General features: G+C 56.3%; 12 protein-coding genes, 1 tRNA gene and 1 pseudogene. All 14 read right to left on the reverse strand.

Annotated elements, in window-relative coordinates:
* Window positions 1–78 (reverse strand): annotated as a pseudogene (locus H9C73_RS16400) (GTP-binding protein); the annotation flags it as partial.
* 32 nt (window positions 79–110) lie between these two features.
* Window positions 111–2,204: an elongation factor G gene (gene fusA / locus H9C73_RS15535; protein WP_209288820.1), complete on the reverse strand. Its 2,094-nt coding sequence runs from the start codon at window positions 2,202–2,204 to the stop codon at window positions 111–113.
* Window positions 2,205–2,223: 19 nt separating this feature from the next.
* Complete coding sequence (gene rpsG, locus H9C73_RS15540) at window positions 2,224–2,694, reverse strand: 30S ribosomal protein S7 (RefSeq protein WP_209288821.1); 471 nt, start codon at window positions 2,692–2,694, stop codon at window positions 2,224–2,226.
* A 151-nt stretch (window positions 2,695–2,845) separates the two neighbouring features.
* The gene (gene rpsL, locus H9C73_RS15545; protein WP_010325525.1) at window positions 2,846–3,220 is read right to left on the reverse strand and encodes a 30S ribosomal protein S12; all 375 of its coding nucleotides are present in this window, start codon (window positions 3,218–3,220) and stop codon (window positions 2,846–2,848) included.
* A gap of 118 nt (window positions 3,221–3,338) precedes the next feature.
* Window positions 3,339–7,565 carry a DNA-directed RNA polymerase subunit beta' gene (gene rpoC, locus H9C73_RS15550; RefSeq protein ID WP_209288822.1) on the reverse strand — a complete coding sequence of 1,409 codons (4,227 nt, stop codon included), beginning with the start codon at window positions 7,563–7,565 and terminating at the stop codon, window positions 3,339–3,341.
* Window positions 7,566–7,632: 67 nt separating this feature from the next.
* On the reverse strand, window positions 7,633–11,733 hold the full coding sequence (gene rpoB / locus H9C73_RS15555; protein ID WP_209288823.1) for a DNA-directed RNA polymerase subunit beta: 4,101 nt from the start codon (window positions 11,731–11,733) through the stop codon (window positions 7,633–7,635).
* Between the two features lie 177 nt (window positions 11,734–11,910).
* On the reverse strand, window positions 11,911–12,282 hold the full coding sequence (gene rplL / locus H9C73_RS15560; protein WP_209288824.1) for a 50S ribosomal protein L7/L12: 372 nt from the start codon (window positions 12,280–12,282) through the stop codon (window positions 11,911–11,913).
* Window positions 12,283–12,353: 71 nt separating this feature from the next.
* Window positions 12,354–12,848, reverse strand: coding sequence for a 50S ribosomal protein L10 (rplJ, locus tag H9C73_RS15565; RefSeq protein WP_209288825.1), 495 nt, complete (start codon window positions 12,846–12,848; stop codon window positions 12,354–12,356).
* A 217-nt stretch (window positions 12,849–13,065) separates the two neighbouring features.
* Window positions 13,066–13,761 carry a 50S ribosomal protein L1 gene (gene rplA, locus H9C73_RS15570; RefSeq protein WP_209288826.1) on the reverse strand — a complete coding sequence of 232 codons (696 nt, stop codon included), beginning with the start codon at window positions 13,759–13,761 and terminating at the stop codon, window positions 13,066–13,068.
* Window positions 13,761–14,195, reverse strand: a complete 435-nt coding sequence (gene rplK, locus H9C73_RS15575; RefSeq protein WP_209288827.1) for a 50S ribosomal protein L11 — start codon at window positions 14,193–14,195, stop codon at window positions 13,761–13,763. Before rplK ends, rplA begins: the two co-directional genes overlap by 1 nt.
* Before the next feature lie 86 nt (window positions 14,196–14,281).
* Window positions 14,282–14,824, reverse strand: coding sequence for a transcription termination/antitermination protein NusG (gene nusG, locus H9C73_RS15580; RefSeq protein ID WP_236014332.1), 543 nt, complete (start codon window positions 14,822–14,824; stop codon window positions 14,282–14,284).
* Between the two features lie 11 nt (window positions 14,825–14,835).
* The gene (secE, locus tag H9C73_RS15585) at window positions 14,836–15,204 is read right to left on the reverse strand and encodes a preprotein translocase subunit SecE (RefSeq protein WP_209288828.1); all 369 of its coding nucleotides are present in this window, start codon (window positions 15,202–15,204) and stop codon (window positions 14,836–14,838) included.
* A gap of 61 nt (window positions 15,205–15,265) precedes the next feature.
* Window positions 15,266–15,341: transfer RNA gene (locus H9C73_RS15590), tRNA-Trp, on the reverse strand.
* A gap of 66 nt (window positions 15,342–15,407) precedes the next feature.
* Window positions 15,408–15,608 (reverse strand): EF-Tu C-terminal domain-related protein (locus H9C73_RS15595; protein WP_456238098.1); only part of this gene is annotated, 201 nt, incomplete at its 5' end.

The following is a 15,608-nucleotide window of genomic DNA, read 5'->3' on the forward strand; positions in this document are numbered from 1 at the left end:
GGTTTTGCCGTGGTCAACGTGGCCGATAGTACCTACGTTAACGTGCGGCTTGCTGCGTTCAAATGATTGTTTAGCCACGATTAAATCCTCTTGATTCAGTAATTGGCTTATCAGTTCTGTTTGATAACGGCATCGGCAATATTCTGCGGAGCTTCGGCATAGCCCTGGAACTCCATAGAATACGTCGCACGACCCTGAGACGCGGAGCGCAGGTCAGTTGCGTAGCCGAACATTTCACCCAGCGGTACTTCGGCGTTGATCACCTTGCCGGACGGGCTGTCTTCCATACCCTGTACCAGGCCACGACGACGGTTCAGGTCGCCCATCACGTCACCCATGTACTCTTCGGGAGTCACGACTTCAACTTTCATCATCGGCTCGAGCAGGCAAGGATTGGCTTCCATTGCATACTTCTTGAGCGCCTGTGATGCGGCGATTTTAAACGCCATCTCGTTGGAGTCAACTTCGTGGAAGGAACCGTCGTACAGACGGGCCTTCAGGCCGATGAGCGGATAGCCGGCGATAACACCGTTCTTCATCTGCTCTTCGATACCTTTCTGAACGGCCGGGATGTATTCCTTCGGAATCGCACCACCCACGATCTCGTTCACGAATTCCAGCCCTTCATCATCACTCGGGGTGAATTCGATCACAACGTGACCGTACTGACCGCGACCACCGGACTGACGAGCAAACTTGTGGTTTGCAACGACCGGCTGACGGATACGCTCACGGTAGGCCACCTGCGGCTTACCGATATTCGCTTCCACCTTGAACTCACGCTTCATACGGTCAACGATGATGTCCAGGTGCAGCTCACCCATACCGGAGATGATGGTCTGGCCGGTTTCTTCGTCGGTCTCAACGCGGAAAGAGGGGTCTTCCTGAGCCAGTTTGCCCAGCGCAACACCCATTTTTTCCTGGTCAGCCTTGGATTTCGGCTCTACCGCTACGGAGATTACCGGATCCGGGAATTCCATGCGTTCCAGAACAATCTTGTTGTCCAGGTCACACAGAGTGTCACCAGTGGTGACGTCCTTCAGACCGATCAGTGCGGCGATGTCGCCTGCGCGCACTTCCTTGATCTCTTCACGGCTGTTGGAGTGCATCTGCACCATACGACCAACACGTTCTTTCTTCTGCTTCACAGAGTTGTAAACGCTGTCACCAGAGTTCAGAACACCGGAGTAGACACGTACGAAGGTCAGAGTACCCACGAACGGGTCAGTTGCGATCTTGAATGCCAGTGCCGCGAACGGAGCGCTGTCGTCAGCTTCACGGGTTTCAACGGTTTCAGCCGCATCATCCAGTGTACCTTCGATCGCCTTAACTTCGGTCGGAGACGGCAGGTATTCAATAACCGCGTCCAGCATCGCCTGAACACCCTTGTTCTTGAACGCGGAACCAGCCAGCATCAGGATGATTTCGTTGTTCAGGGTGCGAGCACGCAGACCGGACTTGATCTCTTCTTCGGACAGTTCACCTTCTTCCAGGTACTTGTCCATCAGCTCTTCAGACGCTTCAGCAGCGGCTTCAACCAGCTGCTCGCGCAGTTCGTCAGCCTTGTCCTGCAGGTCAGCCGGGATGTCTTCCAGGTCATAGGTCATGCCCTGGTCGGCTTCGTTCCACATGATTGCCTTCATGCGGATCAGGTCAACAACGCCCTTGAAGTCATCTTCAGCGCCGATCGGGATGTTGATCGGAACCGGGAATGCTCCAAGACGCTTCTTCAGCTGATCAACAACCATGTAGAAGTCAGCACCGGCACGGTCCATCTTGTTGACGAACACCATGCGGGGAACTTCGTACTTGTTGGCCTGACGCCATACAGTTTCAGTCTGCGGCTGTACACCAGAGGATGCACAGAGAACAACAACGGCACCATCCAGTACACGCAGGGAACGTTCTACTTCGATGGTGAAGTCAACGTGTCCCGGAGTATCGATGATGTTAACGCGGTGCTCCTGGAACTGCTGGTTCATGCCCTGCCAGAAACAGGTGGTAGCAGCAGAAGTGATGGTGATACCACGCTCCTGCTCCTGCTCCATCCAGTCCATGGTAGCGGCACCGTCATGTACCTCACCGATCTTGTGAGACAGACCAGTGTAGAACAGAACACGCTCAGTGGTTGTGGTCTTGCCGGCGTCTACGTGAGCACAGATACCGATATTACGGTAGCGCTCGATAGGAGTTTTACGAGCCACGACTCAATTCCTCTGAAATTTAGAAGCGATAATGAGCAAAAGCCTTGTTGGCTTCAGCCATACGATGCACGTCTTCGCGTTTCTTGACAGCAGCGCCACGTCCTTCAGAAGCGTCAACCAGTTCGCCAGCGAGACGCAGGGCCATGGATTTTTCACCACGCTTACGGGCCGCGTCTACGAGCCAGCGCATGGCCAGCGCCATACGACGAGAGGGACGGACTTCAACAGGTACCTGGTAGGTTGCACCACCAACACGGCGAGATTTAACCTCAACCAGCGGCTGAACGGTTTCCAGTGCTTTTTCGAACAGCTCCAGCGGGTCCTGCTTGGTGCGCTCTTCAACTTTGTCCATCGCACCATAGACGATGCGCTCGGCAACAGATTTCTTGCCGTGCACCATCAGGTGGTTGATGAATTTTGCCAGTGTAATGTTACCGAATTTAGGATCCGGCAGGATTTCGCGCTTCGCAGCGACGCGTCTTCTAGGCATGGATAAGCCCTCTTAATTCTTAAAGGTCTTCAGGATAATGCGGTATGTATTCACATCCGCCCTTACTCTTATCGTCTTTCGGTCTCGCTTTAACAGCACGCTACCCTAAGCGGCCACCGGCTGGAACAGCTTCACCGTCGGAGCGACGGGATCAGGACTTGGGACGTTTGGTACCGTACTTGGAACGGCCCTGTTTACGGTCGTTAACACCGGAGCAGTCCAGAGAACCGCGAACAGTGTGGTAACGAACACCCGGCAGGTCCTTTACACGGCCGCCGCGAATCAGGACAACGGAGTGTTCCTGCAGGTTGTGGCCTTCACCACCGATGTAGGAAGACACTTCAAAGCCGTTGGTCAGACGCACACGACATACTTTACGCAGAGCCGAGTTCGGCTTCTTCGGCGTAGTAGTGTAAACACGGGTACAAACACCGCGACGCTGCGGACATGCCTGAAGCGCACGAACGTCGCTCTGCTGTACCTTGCGCTTACGCGGCTTGCGTACCAACTGGTTGATTGTTGCCATTTAAGCAAACTCCACGATTGGTTTTATAAGCACCATTTAAAAGCCGGATTTGAATCCAGCACGAAAGGGCCGGAATTTTAATCAATTCCGGCCCTGAACGTCAATTATTGAGCAATATTTACTCAGCGTCTGGTGACATGGAAGCGTTCAGCGCTTCGGTCAGTGCCTGCTGCACGTCCTCGGCACTTACACTCACGCTTTCATTCGCCATTTGACGTTTACGCTTGCGCTCGCTGTGGTACGCCAGGCCGGTACCGGCCGGAATCAGACGACCCACAACAACGTTTTCTTTCAGACCGCGCAGGAAGTCCTGCTTGCCGGTCACGGCACCTTCAGTCAACACGCGGGTGGTCTCCTGGAAGGAGGCCGCGGAGATGAAGGACTCGGTTGCCAGCGATGCCTTGGTGATACCCAGCAGCACGCGTTCGTACTTCGCCGGAATCTTGCCTTCAGCTTCGAGGCGCTGGTTCTGTTCCACGATGGCGGCAAATTCGACCTGATCACCCGGGATAAAGTCGGAATCGCCGGCATCCAGAATCTCGGCCTTGCGCAGCATCTGACGCACAATCACTTCGATGTGCTTGTCGTTGATGGCTACACCCTGGAGGCGGTAAACCTCCTGGATTTCGCTGACGATGTACTTGGCCAGCTCTTCCACGCCCAGAATGCGCAGGATGTCGTGAGCGTTGGACGGACCGTCCGACAGCACTTCACCCTTCTCAACGGTTTCACCTTCAAATACGTTCAGGTTACGCCATTTCTGGATCATGGTTTCAACCGGATCACCACCGTCATGCGGGGTAATCACGATGCGACGCTTGCCTTTGGTTTCCTTGCCGAAGCTGACAGTACCGGACACTTCCGCCAGTACGGCAGACTCTTTCGGCTTACGCGCTTCAAACAGGTCGGCAACACGCGGCAGACCACCGGTGATGTCCTTGTTGACCGAGCCTTCCTGCGGAATACGCGCCAGGATGTCACCGATCTGTACATCCGCGCCATCGTTCAGGTTCACGATCGCCTTCGCCGGCAGCAGGTACTGCGCAGGCATTTCGGTACCCGGATGGAATACATTCTCACCGTTGGCGTCGACCAGCTTGATCATCGGACGGATATCCTTGCCAGCGGCAGGACGGTCCTTGGCATCCAGGATCTCGATGGTAGACAGACCGGTCAGTTCGTCAGTCTGACGCTTGACGGTGATGCCATCTTCCATGCCCACGTATTCGATCTTACCGGCTACTTCGGTCACGATCGGGTGGGTGTGCGGGTCCCAGTTGGCTACAACGGCACCGGCATCCACCTTGGAGCCGTCACGAACCTTGATGATCGCACCGTAGGGCAGCTTGTAACGCTCACGCTCACGACCGTGCTCGTCGGTTACACCCACCTCACCGGAACGGGAGGTCGCGACCAGGTTGCCATCCGTACGCTCAACGTACTTCAGGTTATGCAGGCGGATTTCACCACCGTTCTTCACCTGGATACTGTCCGCTGCCGCTGCTCGTGACGCCGCACCACCGATGTGGAAGGTACGCATGGTCAGCTGAGTACCCGGTTCACCGATGGACTGTGCCGCGATAACGCCCACGGCTTCACCACGGTTAACCTCGTGTCCGCGACCCAGGTCACGGCCATAACACTTGGAGCAGATGCCGTGCTGAGACTCACAGGTGATCGCAGAGCGCACCATGATTTCGTCGATGCCGCTGTAGTCCTCGTCATTTTCCAGACGGTGAACCCAGGCTTCATCAATCAGAGTACCGGCCGGGATCAGGGTTTCCTTGCCGCTCGGATCCAGTACGTCTTCGGCAACGACACGGCCCAGTACACGTTCACCCAGGGTCACGATCACATCGCCACCCTCGATCATCGGCAGTACCTGAACGCCGCGATCAGTGCCACAGTCTTCTTCAGTGATGACCACATCCTGCGCCACATCCACCAGACGGCGAGTCAGGTAACCGGAGTTCGCAGTCTTCAAGGCGGTATCCGCCAGACCCTTACGCGCACCGTGGGTCGAGATGAAGTACTGGAGTACGTTCAGACCTTCACGGAAGTTCGCCACGATCGGCGTCTCGATGATGGAGCCGTCCGGCTTCGCCATCAGGCCTCGCATACCGGCCAGCTGACGGATCTGGGCTGCACTGCCTCGTGCACCGGAGTCCGCCATCATGTAAACGGAGTTGAAGGATTCCTGCTCGACCATTTCGCCTTCGGCGTTGGTCACGCTTTCGACCTTCAGGTTATCCATCATCTTCTTGGCCAGCAGCTCGTTGGCACGTGACCAGATGTCGATAACCTTGTTGTATTTCTCGCCCTGAGTTACGAGGCCGTCGGCAAACTGGCGCTCGATCTCTTTCACTTCCTTATCGGCTTCAGCGATGATTTCGACCTTCTCGGCCGGAATCTCGAAGTCGTTTACACCGATGGACGCGCCGGACATGGTGGCCTGACGGAAGCCCATGTACATCAGCTGGTCCGCAAAGATAACGGTGTCTTTCAGACCACAGCGACGATAGGCTTCGTTCAGCAGCTTGGAGATCGCCTTCTTCTTCATCGCCTGGTCAACCAGGGAGAACGGCAGGCCATCCGGTACGATATCAAACAGCATGGCACGGCCGACGGTGGTGTCCTTCAGCTCGTAGCGCTCTTCAACGTTGCCTTCGATATCACGAATCACTTCGCGTACACGCACCTTGATGCGGGCCTGCAGGTGAACCTGACCGGCACCCTGTGCACGCTGCACTTCGCGGATGTCGGAGAAGATCATGCCTTCGCCCTTGGCGTTCACGCGCTCACGGGTCATGTAGTACAGACCCAGTACCACATCCTGAGACGGTACGATGATCGGTTCGCCGTTGGCCGGTGACAGGATGTTGTTGGTGGACATCATCAGGGCACGGGCTTCGAGCTGGGCTTCCAGGGTCAGCGGTACGTGGACCGCCATCTGGTCACCGTCAAAGTCGGCGTTGTACGCGGCACACACCAGCGGGTGCAGCTGAATCGCCTTACCTTCGATCAGAACCGGCTCAAATGCCTGGATACCCAGACGGTGCAGTGTCGGTGCACGGTTCAGCAGAACCGGGTGCTCACGAATCACTTCATCCAGGATATCCCACACCAGCGGCTCTTCGCGCTCGACCATCTTCTTGGCGGCCTTGATGGTGGTCGCGTGACCACGCAGCTCCAGCTTGGAGAAGATGAACGGCTTGAACAGTTCCAGCGCCATTTTCTTCGGCAGACCGCACTGGTGCAGACGCAGGTACGGGCCCACCACGATAACGGAACGGCCGGAGTAGTCCACACGCTTACCGAGCAGGTTCTGACGGAAACGACCCTGCTTACCCTTAATCATGTCAGCCAGGGATTTCAGCGGGCGCTTGTTGGAACCGGTGATGGCACGACCGCGACGGCCGTTATCCAGCAGCGCATCGACGGACTCCTGCAGCATGCGCTTCTCGTTGCGCACGATGATGTCCGGTGCGTTCAGGTCCAACAGTCGCTTCAGGCGGTTGTTACGATTGATCACGCGACGGTACAGATCGTTCAGATCAGAGGTCGCGAAACGGCCACCGTCCAGCGGTACCAGCGGACGCAGGTCCGGCGGCAGTACCGGCAGCACTTCCATGATCATCCAAGCGGGATCGTTGCCGGACTTGAGGAAGGCTTCCAGCAGTTTCAGGCGCTTGGACAGCTTCTTGATCTTGGTTTCGGAGTTGGTCTGCGGCAGTTCTTCACGCAGCTGCTGGCATTCCTCTTCCAAGTCGATAGAGGCCAGCAGTTCCTTGACTGCTTCCGCACCCATGCGCGCGTCGAAATCGTCACCGAATTCTTCCAGTGCTTCGAAGTACTGCTCGTCGTTCAGCAGCTGACCGCGCTCCAGCGTGGTCATGCCCGGGTCGATCACGACAAAGGATTCGAAGTAGAGTACGCGTTCGATGTCACGCAGCGTCATGTCCAGCATCAGACCGATACGGGACGGCAGTGACTTCAGGAACCAGATGTGGGCAACCGGAGACGCCAGCTCGATATGACCCATGCGCTCACGGCGCACTTTGGTCTGAGTGACTTCTACACCACACTTCTCACAGATCACGCCACGGTGCTTCATGCGCTTGTACTTGCCGCACAAGCACTCGTAGTCCTTCACCGGGCCAAAGATCTTGGCACAGAACAGGCCGTCACGCTCCGGCTTGAAGGTACGGTAGTTGATGGTTTCCGGCTTTTTGACTTCACCGTAGGACCAGGAACGGATCATGTCCGGTGACGCCAGGGATACGCGAATGGAGTCGAACTCTTCGGACTGTCCCTGGGACTTCAGCAGATTCAGCAAATCTTTCATTGTCTATAGCTCCTCGCGGAGTTCTCTGCGCCGGGGCTTGCGCCCCGGCCTGGTGATCATTGAGGACTTATTCGCTTTCCAGCTCGATATCGATACCGAGTGAGCGGATTTCCTTGATCAACACGTTGAACGATTCCGGCATGCCCGGTTCCATACGGTGATCGCCATCCACGATGTTCTTGTACATCTTGGTACGACCATTCACGTCGTCCGACTTCACGGTCAGCATCTCCTGCAGCGTGTAGGCGGCACCGTAGGCTTCCAGTGCCCAGACCTCCATCTCACCGAAGCGCTGACCACCGAACTGCGCCTTACCACCCAGCGGCTGCTGAGTAACGAGGCTGTAGGAGCCGGTAGAACGTGCGTGCATCTTGTCGTCGACCAGGTGGTTCAACTTCAGCATGTACATGTAACCCACGGTTACCTGACGGTCGAAGCGATCACCGGTACGGCCGTCATACAGCGTGAACTGACCGCTGTCGTCCATATCGGCCAGACGCAGCAGCGCCTTGATCTCGCTTTCCTTGGCACCGTCGAAGACCGGTGTTGCCAGCGGGACACCCTTGCGCAGGTTGGCCGCCAGCTCCAGGATTTCGTCGTCGCTGAAGCTGTCCAGATCTTCCTGACGGCCGGCAGTCAGACCGCCGTGGTCATCATTGTAGATCTGTCCCAGGAATTCACGCAGCGCCTTGACCTTCTCGGCCTTGGCCTGTTCCTGTTCCAGCATGGCGTTGACCTTTCGACCCAGTCCGGTCGCGGCCATGCCAAAGTGCGTCTCCAGAATCTGACCCACGTTCATACGCGAGGGTACGCCCAGCGGGTTGAGGACGATGTCCACCGGCTCGCCATGCGCGTCATACGGCATGTCTTCCACCGGCATGATCACGGAGATAACACCCTTGTTACCGTGACGACCTGCCATCTTGTCACCCGGCTGTACGCGACGCTTGGTTGCCACGTATACCTTGACGATTTTCAGGACGCCCGGTGCCAGATCGTCACCGGTCTGCAGCTTGCTCTTCTTGTCTTCGAAGCGCTTGTCGAGGTTTTCACGACGCTCTTCCAGCTGCTTCTTGGCCAGTTCCAGCTCTTCGCTCACGCTTTCGTCAGTGACGCGGATCTTGAACCAGTCAGACTTTTTCAGTTCGGCCAGGAAGGCTTCGGTGATCTCCTCACCCTTCTTCAGACCGGCACCGCCTTCGGCTTTCAGACCGACCAGCTTGCGCTGCAGACGTTCGAAGGTTGCCTGCTCAACGATGCGGAACTCTTCGTTCAGGTCCTTGCGGATCGCATCCAGCTCGGACTTCTCGATAGAGAGTGCACGTTCGTCTTTCTGTACACCGTCACGGGTGAAGACCTGAACGTCGATAACCTTACCGACAGTACCGGTCTTGACGCGCAGAGAGGTGTCCTTCACGTCGGACGCCTTCTCACCGAAGATCGCACGCAGCAGCTTCTCTTCCGGCGTCAGCTGGGTTTCACCCTTAGGTGTTACCTTGCCGACCAGAATGTCACCCGGGCCTACTTCAGCACCGATATGCACGATACCGGCTTCGTCCAGCTTGGACAGCGCAGACTCGCCCACGTTGGGGATGTCAGAGGTAATCTCTTCCGGCCCCAGCTTGGTATCACGCGCCACACAGGTCAGTTCCTGAATGTGGATGGTGGTGAAACGGTCTTCCTGTACCACGCGCTCGGAGATGAGGATGGAGTCCTCGAAGTTGTAGCCGTTCCAAGGCATGAACGCGATACGCATGTTCTGACCCAGAGCCAGCTCACCCAGGTCAACGGACGGGCCGTCAGCCATCACGTCACCACGCTGTACCACTTCACCCGGGTTCACAATGGAACGCTGGTTGATACAGGTGTTCTGGTTGGAACGCACGTACTTGGTCAGGTTGTAGATGTCGACACCCGCATCACCTGCCTGTACTTCGTCATCATGTACACGCACCACGATGCGCGCAGCATCAACGGACTCGATCACACCACCACGACGGGCCGTCACACAGACACCGGAGTCCTGCGCCACGTTGCGCTCGATACCGGTACCGACCAGCGGCTTCTCGGCACGCAGGGTCGGCACGGCCTGACGCTGCATGTTGGAACCCATCAAGGCACGGTTCGCGTCATCGTGCTCCAGGAACGGAATCAGGGACGCAGCCACGGATACAACCTGACGCGGAGACACGTCCATGTACTGAACACGCTCCGGCGGCATGACCGTGGTTTCGTTCAGGTGACGTACGGTTACCAGATCGTCGGTCAGACGGCCGGCATCGTCCATCGCCGCAGAGGCCTGGGCGATAACGTACTTGTTCTCTTCGATCGCGGACAGGTAGTCGATATCGTCGGTTACCTGACCATCCACAACACGACGGTACGGCGTTTCCAGGAAGCCGTAGTCGTTGGTGCGTGCGAATACCGCCAGCGAGTTGATCAGACCGATGTTCGGACCTTCAGGAGTCTCGATCGGGCAGACACGACCGTAGTGCGTCGGGTGTACGTCTCGCACCTCGAAGCCGGCGCGCTCACGGGTCAGACCACCCGGACCCAGTGCGGAGACACGACGCTTGTGTGTCACCTCGGACAGCGGGTTGTTCTGGTCCATGAACTGCGACAGCTGAGATGAACCGAAGAACTCCTTGATCGCCGCAGCCACAGGCTTGGCGTTGATCAGGTCCTGCGGCATCAGGTTGTCGGACTCGGCCATGGACAGACGTTCACGTACGGCGCGCTCAACACGTACCAGACCGACACGGAACTGGTTTTCGGCCATTTCACCGACGGAACGGATACGACGGTTACCCAGGTGGTCGATATCGTCGACTGTGCCCTTGCCGTTACGGATCTCGATCAGAGTGCGCATGACATCCAGAATGTCATCCTTGTCGAGAATACCGGAACCGGTCACTTCATCACGGCCCAGACGGCGGTTGAACTTCATGCGGCCGACCGCAGACAGATCGTAACGCTCGTCAGAGAAGAACAGGTTCTCGAACAGCGCTTCCGCAGATTCCTTGGTGGGCGGCTCGCCCGGACGCATCATGCGGTAGATTTCGACCAGTGCTTCCAGCTGGTTGCGGGTCGGGTCGATACGCAGAGTGTCTGAAATGAACGATCCGCAATCCAGATCGTTGGTATACAGTGTCTCGATGCGATCAATGCCCAGCACCTGCATCTTGCCGATCATCTCTTCAGTGATCTCGGCGTTGCAGTTCGCCACCAGTTCGCCAGTGCTCGGATCCACCAGGTTGCGTGCCAGTGCCTTGCCGATCAGGTACTCGGACGGTACCTCCAGCTGCTGCATGCCCGCTTTGGCCATCTGACGGATGTGGCGCGGCGTGATACGGCGACCGGCTTCAACGATGACATTGCCATCCGGGTCCTTGATTTCGAAGGACATGGTTTCGCCACGCAGGCGCTCCGGAATCAGGTCCATCCAGATGCTGTCGCCTTCCAGCGTCCAGCCGGTGGTATCGAAGAAGGTTTCCAGAATCTCTTCTGCTTCGTAACCCAGCGCGCGCAGCAGGATAGTGGCCGGCAGTTTACGGCGACGGTCGATACGTACGAACAGGCTGTCCTTGGGATCGAACTCGAAGTCGAGCCAGGAGCCACGGTACGGAATGATGCGTGCGGAGTACAACAGCTTGCCGGAGGAGTGTGTCTTGCCCTTGTCGTGGTCAAAGAACACACCCGGGGAGCGGTGCAGCTGGGATACGATTACACGTTCGGTACCGTTGACAACAAAGGTACCGTTTTCAGTCATCAGGGGCATTTCGCCCATGTAGACTTCCTGCTCCTTGATGTCCTTGACCGCCTTGGTAGAGGAGTCGCGGTCATAGATCACAAGGCGCACTTTGACGCGCAGAGGTGCGGCGTAGGTAATACCACGCTGCTGGCACTCTTTCACGTCGAATACGGGTTCGCCCAGGCGGTAGCCGGCATACTCAAGGGCTGCGTTGCCAGAGTAAGAGACAATTGGAAATACGGAATTGAACGCAGCATGCAAGCCTTCATCCCGACGTCCCTCGCTTGAATTGCCATCCTGCAAAAAGCGACGATAAGAGTCGAGCTGAATCGCCAACAGGTATGGCACATCCATAACCTGCCGCAACTTTGCGAAATTCTTGCGAATGCGTTTCTTCTCAGTATATGAATAAGCCATCAGTGTTCCCCAGCATCTGCACCCAGGTTGAGAAGCCAGTCCGTCGCATGCCTGCGATGGGCTGTGTAGCCATTATTTATTTGCTGTCTATAAATAACGGAAAAAGGCCGGTGGCGTTTCGCCACCAGCCATACGCTTTTCAAGCAGTTTTAAGCCGCTTTTTGCGCATCAACGCGATTACTTCAGTTCGACAGTCGCGCCGGCTTCTTCCAGAGCTTTCTTCAGCTCTTCAGCTTCAGCCTTCTCTACGCCTTCCTTGATGGTAGACGGAGCGCCATCAACCAGTTCTTTGGCTTCTTTCAGGCCCAGACCGGTAGCGCCGCGAACGGCCTTGATGACGTTAACTTTCTTGTCGCCAGCAGAAGCCAGAACAACGTCGAACTCAGACTGTTCTTCAGCAGCACCAGCGTCGCCGCCAGCAGCGCCAGCTACTACAGCAGCAGCAGCGGTAACGCCGAACTTCTCTTCCATTGCTTCGATCAGAGCAACAACGTCCTTAACGGACATTTCAGCAACTGCGTTGATGATATCTTCGTGAGTCAGAGACATGATTCAAAATCCTGATAATTGAGTAGAGCGATAGCTCGTTAAAACGTTTAAAAAACCGCCAAGAAAGAATCTTAGGCAGCTTCCTGCTCTTTCTGGTCGCGAATAGCCGCAATCGTACGAACCAGCTTGCCAGCAGATGCTTCTTTCAGAACGCTCATCAGCTTGGCGATTGCTTCGTCGTAAGTCGGCAGGTTTGCCAGCATGGCGATGTCGACCACTTCACCTTCAAACGCAGCAGTCTTCAGTTCGAGCTGCTCGTTGGTTTTCGCGAAATCCTTGAGGATACGCGCACCGGCACCCGGGTGCTCGGTAGAGAAGGCGATGATGGTCGGACCGACAAAGCTGTCCTGCAGACATTCGTAGTCAGTGCCATCGACTGCACGGCGGGCCAGGGTGTTGCGTACGACTTTCAGCCATACACCGTTTTCCCGAGCCTGCTTGCGCAGGGCAGTCATGTCTTCTACAGTCACGCCGCGTGAGTCGGCAACAACTGCGGACAGAGCAGACTTGGCAACTTCCTGGACTTCAGCGACGATCGCTTTTTTGTCTTCGAGTCCTAATGCCACGATTTACTCCTGGGTTTAGTCTTTCGACTGTTTACCAACCACCCCTTGCGGGGTTTCTGAGTACGGTGGTTTCGATTCGCGTGAATCTCACCGTCTGCGCAGGCTGGTGTTTCCATTAAGATGCCGCCACCGAAGGTAACGACATCACCTGCGGTCTTTGACGGCCTTCGTCTCTGTATTACAGGTCACGAAGACCCTCAAAAAACCTTTAAGCCGATCAGAAGCTCAGAGAGCTCTGGTCAACTGTCAGACCCGGGCCCATGGTAGTGGACAGGGTCACTTTCTTCACGTAAACGCCTTTGGCAGAGGCCGGCTTCAGCTTCTTCAGATCAGCCAGCAGCGCTTCCAGGTTCTGCTGAATCGCAGCGCCTTCGAAGCCCAGCTTGCCAACGGAGCAGTGTACGATACCGTTCTTGTCAGTACGGAAACGCACCTGACCAGCCTTGGCGTTGTTCACGGCAGTGGTCACGTCCGGAGTCACGGTACCCACTTTCGGGTTCGGCATCAGGCCGCGCGGACCCAGGATCTGACCCAGCTGACCCACAACACGCATGGCGTCCGGAGTCGCGATCACAACGTCAAAGTTCAGGTCGCCTGCTTTAACCTGTTCAGCCAGGTCTTCAAAACCGACAACGTCAGCACCGGCAGCCTTGGCCTTCTCGGCATTTTCGCCCTGAGCGAAGACAGCGACACGCACGTCTTTGCCAGTACCGTTCGGCAGTACAGTAGAACCACGCACAACCTGATCGGATTTACGCGGGTCCACGCCCAGGTTAACGGCAACGTCGACTGACTCGGTGAACTTCACAGCAGAAATTTCACCCAGCAGCGCAACTGCGTCAGTTACCGGGTACAGCTTGCCTGCTTCTACTTTTTCACGAATTGCCTTCTGGCGTTTGGTCAGCTTAGCCATTACGCTTCACCCTCCACTTCAAGACCCATGGAGCGAGCGCTGCCAGCGATGGTGCGAACAGCCGCATCCATATCAGCCGCAGTCAAGTCCGGCATCTTGGTTGTTGCAATCTCTTCCAGCTGAGCGCGGGTAACGGTACCCACCTTCTCAGTGTTCGGACGAGAAGAACCGCTCTTCAGACCAGCTGCCTTTTTCAGCAGGATGGACGCAGGCGGAGTTTTGGTGATGAAGGTAAAGCTGCGGTCGTTGTATACAGTGATAACAACCGGCACCGGCAGACCCGGTTCCATACCCTGAGTCTGTGCGTTGAACGCTTTACAGAACTCCATGATGTTAACACCGTGCTGACCCAGCGCAGGACCAACGGGCGGGCTCGGGTTAGCCTGACCTGCCTTTACCTGCAGCTTGATATAAGCATTGATTTTCTTAGCCATTAAGCTACTCCTTATGGGTTCAAGCGCCCTCTGGGCTCCCCATGTTTACTACAGCAAAACCGCCCGAAGGCGGCTGCGCTACCAACTCAGCTCTTTTCGACCTGAGTAAATTCCAGCTCGACCGGTGTCGAGCGCCCGAAGATGAGCACGGCCACCTGCAGACGGTTCTTTTCGTAATTGACTTCTTCGACCACGCCGTTGAAGTCGGCAAAAGGACCATCGATGACCCGTACCATTTCGCCGGGTTCGAAAACTGTCTTGGGACGCGGCTTGTCCGCACCGCTTTCAACGCGCTGCAGAATTTCCTGCGCCTCTTTCTCGGTAATCGGCGCCGGCTTGTCTGCCGTACCACCGATAAAGCCCATTACGCGCGGGGTATTCTTCACCAGGTGCCAGGTCTCGTCATTCATGACCATCTGCACCAGCACGTAACCGGGGTAAAACTTGCGCTCTGACTTGCGCTTCTTGCCGTCACGAATCTCGACCACTTCTTCGGTCGGCACCAGAACCTCACCGAACAGATCCTGCATACCGTGCAGCTCGATCCGCTCCTTGAGAGTATTCATGACGCGCTTCTCGTAGCCGGAGTAGGCATGCACGACATACCAACGCTTCTTGTCCATGTCCATGCTTACACCTCTTAACCAATAGCGCCGGACACAAGCCACCCCAGCAGGGTATCAAGCCCCCAGAGCGCCAGACCGACCAGCAATACAGTCAAAACAACGATAGCGGTTGTCTGCAGCGTTTCCTGGCGTGTCGGCCAGACAACCCTGCGAATTTCATTCTTGGCTTCCTTGAACAGCTGGAAGAAAGCCTTACCTTTTGCAGTCTGCAGCGCCACAAAACCCGCTACAAGCGCCAGCGCTACCAGCGCCAACACTCGGTACAGCAGAGACTCATCTGCGAACATGGAGTTCCCTACCACACCGGCCGCAACCAATGCTACGACGACAACCCACTTCAGGCCATCGAGCTTAGATCCTTCGGAATTCACTTTAGAGTTCACGCTTGGAGCCTCGGCAATTGAAAAGCTTGCGCTTTGATGTGACACCATTCCCGATTGAGAATGGCAGGCCAGGAGGGAATCGAACCCCCAACCTGCGGTTTTGGAGACCGCTGCTCTGCCAATTGAGCTACTGGCCTGTTGCGTAACAGGGAGGCACATTATAGGTACCTCCCCGGCTGTATGCAACAGCTAATTATCGAAAATTACTCGATAATTTTGGATACCACGCCGGCACCCACGGTACGACCACCTTCACGGATGGCGAAGCGCAGACCTTCTTCCATTGCGATCGGGTTGATCAGGGTAACAGACATCTGGATGTTGTCACCCGGCATTACCATTTCAACGCCTTCCGGCAGTTCACACGCACCAGTGATGTCAGTGGTACGGAAGTAGAACTGCGG

The sequence above is a fragment of the Marinobacterium alkalitolerans genome (assembly GCF_017776525.1).
Taxonomy (GTDB): domain Bacteria; phylum Pseudomonadota; class Gammaproteobacteria; order Pseudomonadales; family Balneatricaceae; genus Marinobacterium; species Marinobacterium alkalitolerans.

Excerpts from the sequence above, each read along its gene's own strand:
- rplL (WP_209288824.1), bottom strand. The coding sequence starts at position 12,282 with ATGTCTCTGACTCACGAAGATATCATCAACGCAGTTGCTGAAATGTCC.
- nusG (WP_236014332.1), bottom strand. The coding sequence starts at position 14,824 with ATGGACATGGACAAGAAGCGTTGGTATGTCGTGCATGCCTACTCCGGC.
- rpsL (WP_010325525.1), bottom strand. The coding sequence starts at position 3,220 with ATGGCAACAATCAACCAGTTGGTACGCAAGCCGCGTAAGCGCAAGGTA.
- rplA (WP_209288826.1), bottom strand. The coding sequence starts at position 13,761 with ATGGCTAAGCTGACCAAACGCCAGAAGGCAATTCGTGAAAAAGTAGAA.
- rpoB (WP_209288823.1), bottom strand. The coding sequence starts at position 11,733 with ATGGCTTATTCATATACTGAGAAGAAACGCATTCGCAAGAATTTCGCA.
- rplK (WP_209288827.1), bottom strand. The coding sequence starts at position 14,195 with ATGGCTAAGAAAATCAATGCTTATATCAAGCTGCAGGTAAAGGCAGGT.
- rpoC (WP_209288822.1), bottom strand. The coding sequence starts at position 7,565 with ATGAAAGATTTGCTGAATCTGCTGAAGTCCCAGGGACAGTCCGAAGAG.
- rpsG (WP_209288821.1), bottom strand. The coding sequence starts at position 2,694 with ATGCCTAGAAGACGCGTCGCTGCGAAGCGCGAAATCCTGCCGGATCCT.